An 11,125-nucleotide genomic window follows, 5' to 3' on the forward strand; every position below is an offset into this window, starting at 1 on the left:
GATGGCTCAGGCGTGATTTGAACACGCGACCAAGGGCTTATGAGTCCCCTGCTCTACCGCTGAGCTACTGAGCCAGGACAGCGCTTAACTAGAATAGCACTCTTGGGCCAGAACTGCTGCTTGGAAAGTCCCCTCAGCCCCCTCTCGGGAGAGAAGCCACAGACATAGCCACGCCTATCGGCAGGTCAGGGCAGCTTCGTAAACCCGTCGGTTGGCCGCGAGAGACTTCTCCAAATCCACCAGTGGGCGAGGGTAGTCCACCCCCAATCGGACTCCAAATTGCTTCTGCTCGGCAGCAGTGAGGCGATAGGGCTCGTGGATTTTATCCCCCGGGATCCCGGCCAATTCCGGCAACCAGTGGCGCAGATAGTCTCCTTTGGGATCGTACTCGCGAGATTGTTTGGGGATGTGGAAGTAGCGGAAGCCGCGGGCATCGTTCCCTACGCCGGCGGTGTAGTTCCAATTGCCGTAGTTGCTGGCCACGTCGTAGTCGATGAGCAGCGACTCAAACCACTCAGCGCCCATGCGCCAGTCGATGCCCAGGTTCTTGGTCAAAAAGCTGGCCACATTCTGCCGTCCCCGGTTGGACATAAATCCGGTAGCCGCCAGCTCCCGCATGTTGGCATCCACCAAGGGGTAGCCCGTCTCACCCCGACACCAAGCCTGAAAGCGCGGCCAATCCTGCTGCCAAGGGATAGGGATCCCTTGGATCCCAGAAGGACGGAACAGTTTGGCGCCGTGCTTGGCCAAGATAAAGCGAAAATAATCCCGCCACAGCAGCTCAAACACCAGCCAGTAGGTGGACTCATTGCGCACCCGCTCCTGCTCGTAACGCTTGACCTCGGCATAGACGGTGCGAGGGGAGATGCAGCCCAGGGCCAACCAAGCAGAAAGCCGGGAGCTATCGTCGGGATCCAACATGCCGTTGCGGGTTTCTTTGTAGATGCGCAGCCGATCCCGATCCCAAAAGTAGGTTTGCAGGCGGGCATGGGCAGCAGTGCTGCCGCCAAGGTAGGTGAAGCGGGCCCGTGGATCCCTAGCAGGTGAAGATAGCCCCAGCGAGGCCAGGGTGGGCAGAGGGCCGGGATCCAAACCCGATGGCAGGGGGGGGATCGAGGGAATGGGCAAGGGATCCCGGATGGGGGTGCTCCCCTCGACTTGCTTTCGAAAGCGGGTGAACAGCTCCGGCAGTTGCGAGAGACAAAAGGGGAGATCCTCAGGGTGATAGAGGGTATGGCCCCAATCAACCTGCAGCCGGATCCCCAGAGACCACAAAGCCCGCTCAACAGCAGCCGCCACCTCCTTCTCCTCGGTGCCCACCTCTTCATGGGCATAGACCGCCTCGACCCCCCACTCCTGTGCCAAGGTGGGGATCACCTGTTCTGGCTGTCCCTGGCGGATCACCAAATCCGAGCCGCGCGACCGCAACTGCTGCCGCAGATCTGCCAAACTCTCCAGCAAAAACTGACCGCGGAAAGGGCTGGTTCTGGGGCGGAGCCCAAGGGAAGTCTCGCCGAACTGGCGGGGATCCAAGCAATACAAGGGGATCAAAGGGGATCCCTGTTGGCAGGCCCGCGTCAGCGGCTGGTGATCCAGCAGGCGCAAGTCGGTGCGAAACCACAGCAGGACGGTCATTCTGCAGCTACCCTACACGGATCCCGCGGACTCAGACTTGGACACCCGAACCCCAGCTGGACGCCCCAGCTCAGGGCTGGGAACAAAATGAGGCACATCGGCAGCCGGGATGTGAACAGGGGCCTTGGTGCGCGGATGATAGGTTTGCCGGGCGGGACGATGGCGCAGCGAGAACGTGCCAAAGCGAGCCAGCCGCACGGATCCCCCCTGGGCCAGGCATTGGCTAATGCTGTCCAGCATAGCCTCCAGAGCAGCAGCAGCCATTTCCACGGTCAGGCCATCCACCTGCGCGGCCATCTGGCGGGCCAGCAAACGGCGAGTCAAATGAGGAGGAGAAGCCACCAACCGACCCTCTAGACAACAGAACACAGACAGGGGCTTAGAGCACCTCCAGTTCACTCTCGAAAAACCAATGTCGAGAGCGATCGGGAAACTCCAGAATGTAGCCGACACCGCTGCCATCGACCACACGCCGTGCCAGCACCACAGCCTCTTTGCCCACCAGAGCGCTGAGGTTTTCTTGTCCGCGATCCTGGACAGAGCGAACTTTGACCTTATTTCCAACCTTGATCGCCATAAAACCGCGAAGAGACTTACCACTCAAGATGGTACGGCAAAAGTCCCCTTGCCGAGCTCCTGCCGCACCTCTGCTGGGGTTGACCCCGATGGGATTGCTAGAATGGGGTCAGAGTGCCGTGCCCCAGGGAAGACTGCCTCCGTGATTGCCCTTTCCCTCAAACCCGCCCACTGCTCCTGGAGCGTTATCAGCTTTCCCTCCACCCTCTACACTCAGCCTGTCCTCGATCTCTTGATCTCAAAAGTCCCTCCTGCCTGGAGAGCGGAAATACGTTTGGGCCTACAGGAAGCAATCATCAATGCCGTCCGCCACGGCAACGGCCTCGACCCCAACAAGAAGGTGATCATCGAGTACGCCAGCTCGGAGCCCTTTTACCAATGGCTGGTGCGAGATCAAGGGCCCGGCTTTCGTCCCCAATGCAAGCTCCACCTCTGCCAACACGGCATCTCGGAAACTGAAGAAGAGGACTCCGTCCCGCTGTCGCGATCGGGCCGGGGGATGCTTCTGCTCACCCAAATCTTCGACTTTGTGGAGTGGAATGAAATGGGCAACCAGGTCTATCTGGCCAAGTACATCCACCCCAACTGCCGGGATCCCTGGATAGTCTGACCCTCCCTCAATACCACTGCCAAAACAGCTTGCCCATTTGGGTAATCTGGCGACCCTGATCCGGATAGGGAGCCTCAGAAACGGTGAAGGCTGTGGTGGCAAAGGCAAAGCGCGTGGATGCCCAGCGGGATCCCTTAGCGCTCCGCGCCGCTGACGCGACCGGGTCGGGCAGCTCGCTTTCCAAGAGCAACCCCAGGGATCCATAGCCATAGCCCAGATTGCGGTGGGGCAGGGGGGCCACCAACTTGCGCCAGGCGCGGTCGGCACCCAAGGGGGGATCCGCAAGGGCCGCCTCCAGAGCCGCCAGAGAAGAAGCCAGGTAGGAATAGCCTTTGCGATCGGCATGATACACCTGTGCCGGCAGCGGGATCCCCGACGGCGACTGGGGAAGAGCTTCTGCCGCCGGCAACGGCAGGGATCCTCCCTTCCCGCTGACTTCCAGCCGCTCCCCTGCCAACACGGGGATCTCCGGTCGATGGGTGGAGCGGTGAGGACTCCGTCCCGCTGTCGCGACCGGCGGGGGTTCTGACGGCAAGGACTCCGTCTCCCCCGCAGGAGTGGTCGGTTGGGCCCAGGCAGTGGCGGTGCCGCGCTTCGTCGCCAGAGAGACCACCTGCCAGCCTTGGGCGCGCGCCCGCTCATCCAAGTCGAAACTCGACTCATCCGGCAGCTTACCGACCCACAGCCAGGCTGGATCCCCGTCGCCGGGCAATAGGGCAAAGGCAAACTCCCCCCCTTCCGGCAACAGGTGCTGCCAGTCCAGCGCCACCTGAGATTGCAAGCGCTGCCGCCACTGGCCGGGATCCACCCGCAATCCCAGGGGATTTAGGGGCTGGATCTGCCCCAGGCTCTGCCAAACTGAGGCCAGATTCTCTCCGGAAACCAGCGCCAAGGTCTCATCCGGCAGATGTTGAAGGATCTGCGGGCGAAAGGCTTCTGCTGTCGGCAAGGAGAACCCGGCAGGCGCATGCCAGAGGGCAGCACTTTCGGCCACCAAGCCCTGGAAGTTCACCCCCAACCCCAGCCCTACCGCCTGCAACGTCAGCCCGTCTGGAGAAACCGCCTCTGGATTCTGCCAGAAGGCCCAACCCACATGTGCCTCCCGCAGCGGCTGGATCACCCGCCGAAACAAGGGCTGAGCCACCAGAGACAACTGCGGCAATTGCCAAGCATCGATGGCGGCGCGAATGGCAGCAGGCTGCTCCGCCAGCAACACGTATTGCTCGCCGAAAACGGCTGCCGAGAAACCCTGCAGGCCCGGAATCGGGCTGGACACCACCTGAATGCCCTTGTAAGTGTCCACCTGCACCGGCCTCCCGGCCAAGCTCTGCCGTTCCCACAATAGGTTCAGCTCAAACTGAGAGAGCGCCGCATCCCGCGTTTCCAGGGCAACCAAGGTGCCCCACTCCGGCAAACTGGCCAAGAGGGTGCTCCTCCCCAGCCAGGGCCGCACCTCCCGCTCGAAATCAAGGGATCCCCCGGCCAGCATGGATCCCAGCCAGCCTGGGCCTTCAGGGGAGAAAAACTTTTGCCACTGCTGACGGGTAGCGCGTCGCTGAGGGGCAGGGGTTGCCGCTTGCCAAAACGCTTGCACCTCGTCCAGGGGAACGGCCAACACCAGCAGCGCTTGTGCGGAGCGAGGGGCCAAACCCACAATTGGCGGCAGCTCCGGGTGGGCCAGCAACAAAGCTACCGGACTGCGGGTGAGCAGCCACACGACAACCCACACCATCAGGGCGGCCAGAAGACCCAACCCGATTAGGATCCCGCGCAAGAGTTGCCGTCGTCCCATATCTCATCTCTTCACCGAGGGAGACGTAGCGCGTGTACCCAGGCCCTAATGCTTCACATCACTGGCATGAACAGGCCCAGGAAGAAGAGCTGCCCTCAGTCATGCATGATAAAACCTTACCATGGAACAGAGGCTCATCCTGGTGCGCAAGCTGGAGCCCACTGCTGAGCAGGCGGTCAAGCTTAGAGGCACCCTACAAGCCTTTGTGATCCGCACCACCATTCCAAACCAACGTGCAGATCAGCCCTGCCTTGACCAGCCCGGCAGCTATCTAGGCCCATCCGAAAGTCAAACCCATGTCAGAGTTTCAACTGGTTTCTCCCTATCAACCCACCGGAGATCAACCTAAGGCAATTGCCGGTTTGGTGAAGTCAATTTCAGAAGGCCATCGTTTCCAAACCTTGCTGGGGGCAACCGGAACCGGCAAAACATTTACCATCGCCCACACCATCCAGCAAATCGGCAGGCCCACCTTGGTGATGGCCCACAATAAGACGCTGGCGGCACAACTGTGCAATGAGCTACGAGAGCTGTTTCCCAATAATGCCGTCGAATACTTTATCAGCTATTACGACTATTACCAACCGGAAGCCTATGTTCCCAGCACCGATACTTACATCGCCAAATCTTCCTCTATCAACGATGAAATCGATATGCTGCGGCACTCGGCTACCCGCTCTTTGTTTGAACGGCGAGATGTGATTGTGGTGGCCTCGGTGAGCTGCATCTATGGTCTGGGCATGCCAGAAGAATACCTGAAGGCTTCCATCCCCTTCAAAGTCGGCCAGGAGATTAACCAACGGGATGTCCTGCGGGATCTGGCCAGCATCCAGTACGAGCGCAATGACCTGGAGCTGGTGCGGGGGCGATTTCGCCTCAAAGGGGATGTGCTGGAAATTGTGCCGGCGTATGAGGATCGGGTAATTCGCATCGAATTTTTTGGGGATGAGATCGAGGCCATTCGCTTAATCGACCCGGTTACAGGCGAGATTTTGAACAGCCTCAGCGCCCTCAGAGTTTATCCTGCTCGGCACTTTGTGACGCCAGAAGCACAACTGGAGCGGGCAATCCTCAACATCGAGCAAGAACTGGAAGAGCAACTGGCCCTCTTTCGCAAAGAAGGCAAGCTCCTGGAAGCCCAACGGCTGGAACAGCGCACCCGCTACGACCTAGAAATGCTGCGAGAGGTGGGCTATTGCAACGGGATCGAAAACTACTCCAGACATTTAACAGGGCGCAAAGCAGGAGAGCCCCCCGCCTGCTTGGTGGATTATTTCAAGGCCAACGATTGGCTGCTGGTGGTGGATGAATCCCACGTGACCGTGCCCCAAATTCGCGGCATGTACAATGGCGACCGTGCCCGCAAGCAGGTGCTGGTAGATCATGGTTTTCGCCTGCCCAGCGCCCTCGACAATCGCCCCCTCAAAGCCGAAGAGTTTTGGGCCAAAGTTCATCAGTGCATCTTTGTTTCGGCTACTCCCGGCAACTGGGAACTAGAGCAGAGCGAGGCCCAATTTGAAACCCTGGTGGAAGATGGCAAGACCCTGAAGTTCTATGTGCCCGGCAGCGGTCGGGTTGTCGAACAGGTAATTCGGCCCACCGGCGTGGTGGATCCTGAGGTGCATGTGCGCCCCACGGCTGGGCAAGTGGACGATTTGCTGGGAGAAATTTACTTGCGATTGGAACGCTCTCGGCAGGGATCTGCCGAACGGGTGATCGTGACCACCCTCACCAAACGGATGGCAGAAGATCTCACAGAATATCTCCAGGAGCGAGGGATCCGAGTTCGCTATTTGCATTCCGAGATCACCTCGATTGAGCGAATTGAAATCCTACAAGACTTTCGAGAAGGGGCCTTTGACGTGTTGGTGGGGGTCAACTTGCTCCGGGAAGGGTTGGACTTGCCAGAAGTTTCTTTGGTGGCCATTTTGGATGCCGACAAAGAAGGGTTTTTGCGAGCAGAGCGCTCCCTGATTCAGATGATTGGGAGGGCAGCGCGGAATGTCCGTGGAACGGTGGTGATGTACGCCGACACCATGACCAGCAGCATGGCCCGGGCCATTGCCGAAACCCAGCGTCGCCGCGAAATTCAATTGCAATACAACCGCCAACACAACATCACGCCCAAGCCCATCGTCAAGAAAAACAGCAATGCCATCTTGTCTTTTTTGGCCATCTCCCGCAAACTCAGCAACCCAGATCTGGAAAAAGCCTTTCAAGCTGCGCAAGAGATCCCTCTCTCCGAGATTCCGGAGCTGATCGGCCAACTGGAACTGAAGATGAAAGAGGCCGCCAAAAACCTAGAATTTGAGGAAGCCGCCCAGCTACGAGATAAAATCAAAAAGCTGCGTCAACGCCTTCTAGGCCACCCTCAGGGCACCTAAAATCCTTGCTCAGATTGGCCAAAATTGAGGTCGGCTTGTGCCACCATGAGCTTACAGGGCAGCCCTCAGGGATCCCCAATTATCGATGGGCGTTCGTACCAAACCGGCCATGCAGGACTCCGTCCCACTTAAGCGAGCAGCTCTTTGGGTTGGGCTGACGGTGGGGATAGGTCTCTGGCTTACCCCTGCCGTCGCCTCTGCCTCCTCAGGGATCCCCTTGGCTCAAGCCCTTGAATTTCGGGATCCCAACTTTTTCCTGGCCGATCCCCGACCCACACCGGCTGAAGCGCCAACTCCTGAGGGATCCCCTGCTCCGGCTCCCAGCCCAGTCGGGATCCCTTTGACCGGCCAAGAGGGCACAGAGGTGTTGGTGGGGAACATCCCGGTGTTCCGCCTGCAGACGGCAGACTACCCCAGCGATGTGCGGGCCGACAACGTTCGGGCGATCATCGAGCGCTTTCTGGAAGAAGGGCAGTTGCCGGAGCCAGAGGTACGGGTGGCCCAGGATGCCAATGGGCAATACATCTTACGCCTGGGGGAAAGAGGCCGCTTTGAGGCCACCCAACGGTATTTGTTTACCGTCACCTATGCCGATGCAGCCGCAGAGCGCAGGGTGACACCGGGTCAGGTGAACCTGAATGACGTGCGTCTGGTGGCCAATAGTTGGGCGCGGCGGTTGGAGCAAGCGATTGCCAATTACCGCGAAGACCTGCTGGCTCTGCAACGGGCCCAGGATCCGCGCGTGCTGGTTCTGACCCTCCTGGCAGGGATCGCCACCCTGGTGGTGGGGTTCTTTCTCTGGCGGCTGTTCGACCGCAGCTTAACCCGTCTGCAACGCTGGTTGGAGCTTAAGGCCGGAGAGGCCTGGGGCACCTGGATCGATGTGGGTGGGATGCTGCTGCGGGGCGTGGGGGCAATCCTCATCGCCGGCATCTCGCTGGATCGCGGTATCAGCTTCATCCCTGCCCTGCGACCTTTTCAGCGCTCCTTTTACCTGGGCCTGGGTCGTGTGGTCGCCACGGCTCTGGGCGTTCTCACCCAGCCTCTGCCCAACTCCAGCGTTTCGATTGCCAGCTTGCTGGTCTTCCTCGTTCTCTCCATCTTGGTTTTCACCGGCGCCCACTACGTCAGTGTTGGCTTCAAGCAGCGCTTTTTGGCACGCCTGGGGCTGGATCTGGGCACCCAAGAGTCTTCGGCGGCCATCTTCAAGTACATCCTGACCCTGTTCGGCATCCTTCTGGTCTTGCCCTTCAGCGGCCTTAATCTGGGCTCCTTGGCGGTTATTGCCGGGGCGGTGGGTTTGGGGATCGGCTTTGGTTTGCAAAACCTCTCCAACAACTACATCAGCTACATTGCCATTTTGCTGGAGCGCCCCATCCAAATCGGGGATCTGGTGGAAGTGGACAACCTGCTCGGCACAGTGGAGCGCATTGGCCCACGGGCCACCGTCTTGCGCACCCTGGATCGCATCTTTGTGATTGTGCCCAACTCCCGCTTTACCGAATCGAAGGTGGTGAACTGGAGCTACCGGGATCCCCGCTGTCGCATTCACATTCCTGTGGGCGTGGCCTACGGCTCCGATACCGCCCTGGTCACCGAAGCCCTGCTCAGCGCCGCCAGAGAAAATGCTCGGGTGTTGAGCAGCCCTGCCCCCCAAGTCTGGCTCAAGTCCTTTGGCCCTTCTGCACTTAACTTTGAGCTGCTGGTGTGGATCAACCGTCCTCAAGATCAGTTTGTCTTGATCAGCGAGCTAAACTTCCTGATCGAGGCTGAGTTTCGGCGACGTGGGATCCGCATCCCCTTCCCGCAACAAGATATTCATATCCGCAGCCTAGAGGGATTTGCCCCCCTCAGTCAAAATGGCGGATCCCCTTCTTTGCCCGATACCGACTCCATTCACTCTGCCCTCAAAGAAGCGGCTCAATCGCCGGAAGACCAAAATGGTGTTTCCTAAGCTATTGCCTGCCATTGACACCCTATCGACACCATGTTGCAGCGGTTAGATGAGGTACTGGGAAGCTTTGGCAGCCATCCCCGTTGGGCTGAACTGAAGCAAATGCAAACCCTGCGGCAGCTCTGGCCCGAACTCGTCGGAGAGGCCGTAGCCGCCCAAACCTATCCTCTCAGCCTGCGCCGACAGGTGCTGCAGGTGGCCACCTCTACCCCGGCCTGGGCACAAAACTTAACCTTGCAACGCCAGATCATTCTCAGGGAACTCAACAGCCGGCTACAATCTCCCCTCAGCGATATCCGCTTCAGCTCTGGTGCCTGGCACAAGGGATCCAGCCCGGCTGCCCCCCATCCTGATGCGGAGCTGACCAGCAAGTTTTATGGCGCTCCCCGCCTAGCAGACCAAGATGGACAACGCCCTGGATCCTGTCGCAGCCCCAATCCAAAACAGCCCGCCTCCGACCCGAAAGTGGCTTTCGAGCGCTGGGCCAGGGTGGTGAAACAACAACAAACCCAGCAAAACCTGTTCCCCTGCCCCGCCTGCCGCTGTCCTACCCCTGCCGCCGAATTGGAGCGTTGGTTTGTCTGCGGGTTCTGCCATCGACAATCCTTACGCCCGCCCAGCTAACTCAGGAAACTCGAATTACGGTTGCTTCAAATGGCAATCAAACGATTCGTCAGGTCGATCCCCAACTTCTTTCTTCCTCTGAGAGAGGTTGTGGATGGTTACGGCAGCGGCAAGGAGCGCTTGGGAAGCGTCTCAACCCAGTTTGAAATGCAACTGCGAACCCTTAATCGTTCATAGCCCGATAGGTGGCTACTGAAGACGGCGATACACGGTTTAAATAGCGGAAGATCCAATACTTAAAAAGTGTATCCAGAAAAACCGGAAAAGTAGCAATAAAGCCGTAGATAAAATCGCGATTCTCCGGTACCCCCAAATGAGCAGCCAAATTACTCAGCAGCACCTCCCAGCCGTGGGGTGAGTGATAACCGACAAACACATCGGTAAAAAGAATGATAATGAAAGCCTTGGCACTGTCGCTGAGGCCGTAGATCAGACGATCCAAAAAAGACTTGAGGACTTCGATTTCCTCACGCCCAATAAAGATAAGCCAGCCAAACACCAGCAGCGAAAGCAAATCAGCAAGGATATTCTTCAAGCCTTCCGAGTTCCTACGGCTATATTTTTTCAGCAGTTCCTCTGCCTTCATGGACAGTTGCTCTTCTGATTCCAGATCCCACTCTGGGGGTTGATGGTGCAAAGCTCGCTCAAATTCTATTCTTTCCTTGAAAAACTCGAACTCTGACAGGGCTTTTTCTTGGAATTCGTGGCTTAGAGCCACAATGGCAGGCTCCCGTTGTTGGAAGTGATCCACCAATGGCCCAAACAGAAAGTTTTTCGAGAGGATCTGGGTGAGCAGAGGCAAAACGGCCAACAACAACAGAAAACGAATCGATACCAGTGTGCGAGTGCGAGCCTCCCGATACTCTTGGATCAGTTCCTCCTCGGCCTGGGAACTCAGCTCACGGCGGATTTGGCTGGCCGTGCGCAGAATGGAGCGGGGCAGAATCGCAGCTTTGGAAGCGACCGGGGCAGCGCCATTGCCGGAGCCTGCCTTGACAGAGACATTAGAAGAACTGGGTTCAGTTGAGGTAGGTTGTTCTGGCGGTTCGAGAGGCTCAGGTGAAGTGGAAATTGAAGCAGAGACAGGTTGGGATTTTCTGGTCGGGCGTTTGTATCGAGAAGTCACCTGATCGATAAACTGCAGTTTCTCCAAGATGGAAAGATCTCGTCTTTGGCGACCATTCTCAGGGTTTTCGCCGTTGCTTTCAGGAGCATCGACCTCAGCGGCATGGCGTTCTTGATCTTTATCTTGGGCAGAAACAGGGCCACTGCCATTTTGCTCGGGATCCGGCAGGCGAGAAAGGGCGCTGCTGGCTCTGAACTCTGCCAAACGCAGATCGATCTGGCGCAGTTGCCGGCGCAGTTGAATTTGAAAGTAGCGGCTGACATTCTGGCCATGTTGCCCGTTGCTGCCGATGGATCCTCCCTGGAAGTATTGATCCTCGATGGCTTTAATGCGCAGGGCAGCCTCATAAGCTTGGTCGAGGGAGCGCAGGGGGGTATTCGAGATCCATTGGCCCAGCCTGCTCAATACGGATTCTCCCATTGCT

Annotated in this window: 9 protein-coding genes and 1 tRNA gene; 4 read left to right on the top strand and 6 right to left on the bottom strand. The window is 58.3% G+C overall.

All coding sequences use genetic code 11. From position 1 onward, the window contains the following. Window positions 1-2: 2 nt before the first annotated feature. From NW849_RS11065 to NW849_RS11080, 4 genes are all read right to left on the bottom strand, one after another. Window positions 3-74: transfer RNA gene (locus tag NW849_RS11065), tRNA-Met, on the bottom strand. 100 nt (window positions 75-174) lie between these two features. Continuing rightward, entirely contained in the window at window positions 175-1,635 is a 1,461-nt protein-coding gene (locus NW849_RS11070; protein ID WP_414357682.1) for a DASH family cryptochrome, read from the bottom strand. Window positions 1,636-1,647: 12 nt separating this feature from the next. After that, window positions 1,648-1,977 carry an HU family DNA-binding protein gene (locus tag NW849_RS11075; RefSeq protein ID WP_238376891.1) on the bottom strand — a complete coding sequence of 110 codons (330 nt, stop codon included), beginning with the start codon at window positions 1,975-1,977 and terminating at the stop codon, window positions 1,648-1,650. A gap of 37 nt (window positions 1,978-2,014) precedes the next feature. Further along, window positions 2,015-2,212: a cytochrome b6f subunit family protein gene (locus NW849_RS11080; RefSeq protein ID WP_041436278.1), complete on the bottom strand. Its 198-nt coding sequence runs from the start codon at window positions 2,210-2,212 to the stop codon at window positions 2,015-2,017. Window positions 2,213-2,353: 141 nt separating this feature from the next. Here NW849_RS11080 and NW849_RS11085 point away from each other — a divergent pair, with 141 nt between their 5' ends. Beyond that, on the top strand, window positions 2,354-2,821 hold the full coding sequence (locus NW849_RS11085) for an ATP-binding protein (RefSeq protein ID WP_414357683.1): 468 nt from the start codon (window positions 2,354-2,356) through the stop codon (window positions 2,819-2,821). Window positions 2,822-2,828: 7 nt separating this feature from the next. Here the strand turns inward: NW849_RS11085 and NW849_RS11090 are convergent, their stop codons facing one another. Continuing rightward, window positions 2,829-4,613, bottom strand: a complete 1,785-nt coding sequence (locus tag NW849_RS11090) for a DUF3352 domain-containing protein (protein WP_414357684.1) — start codon at window positions 4,611-4,613, stop codon at window positions 2,829-2,831. Between the two features lie 296 nt (window positions 4,614-4,909). On the opposite strand from NW849_RS11090, the gene uvrB reads away from it, so the two are divergent. The 3 genes from uvrB (at window position 4,910) to NW849_RS11105 (ending at window position 9,575) form a co-directional block, all read left to right on the top strand. Then, a complete protein-coding gene (gene uvrB, locus NW849_RS11095) occupies window positions 4,910-6,997 on the top strand; it encodes an excinuclease ABC subunit UvrB (protein WP_414357685.1) in 2,088 nt (695 codons plus the stop codon). 85 nt (window positions 6,998-7,082) lie between these two features. Then, window positions 7,083-8,951, top strand: coding sequence for a mechanosensitive ion channel family protein (locus NW849_RS11100; protein ID WP_414357686.1), 1,869 nt, complete (start codon window positions 7,083-7,085; stop codon window positions 8,949-8,951). Window positions 8,952-8,984: 33 nt separating this feature from the next. Continuing rightward, window positions 8,985-9,575 carry a DUF721 domain-containing protein gene (locus tag NW849_RS11105; protein WP_414357687.1) on the top strand — a complete coding sequence of 197 codons (591 nt, stop codon included), beginning with the start codon at window positions 8,985-8,987 and terminating at the stop codon, window positions 9,573-9,575. A 163-nt stretch (window positions 9,576-9,738) separates the two neighbouring features. On the opposite strand, the gene pxcA is transcribed toward NW849_RS11105, so the two are convergent. Further along, window positions 9,739-11,125, bottom strand: a 1,387-nt coding sequence (pxcA, locus tag NW849_RS11110; protein WP_414357688.1) for a proton extrusion protein PcxA, incomplete at its 5' end; no start/stop codon positions are given.

It is taken from the genome of Synechococcus sp. R55.3 (assembly GCF_047461975.1).
Classification (GTDB): Bacteria; Cyanobacteriota; Cyanobacteriia; order Thermostichales; family Thermostichaceae; genus Thermostichus.

Coding starts and splice junctions, on each gene's coding strand:
- NW849_RS11070 (WP_414357682.1), bottom strand. CDS start 1,635: ATGACCGTCCTGCTGTGGTTTCGCACCGACTTGCGCCTGCTGGATCAC.
- NW849_RS11080 (WP_041436278.1), bottom strand. CDS start 2,212: ATGGCGATCAAGGTTGGAAATAAGGTCAAAGTTCGCTCTGTCCAGGAT.
- NW849_RS11090 (WP_414357684.1), bottom strand. CDS start 4,613: ATGGGACGACGGCAACTCTTGCGCGGGATCCTAATCGGGTTGGGTCTT.
- uvrB (WP_414357685.1), top strand. CDS start 4,910: ATGTCAGAGTTTCAACTGGTTTCTCCCTATCAACCCACCGGAGATCAA.
- NW849_RS11100 (WP_414357686.1), top strand. CDS start 7,083: ATGGGCGTTCGTACCAAACCGGCCATGCAGGACTCCGTCCCACTTAAG.
- NW849_RS11105 (WP_414357687.1), top strand. CDS start 8,985: ATGTTGCAGCGGTTAGATGAGGTACTGGGAAGCTTTGGCAGCCATCCC.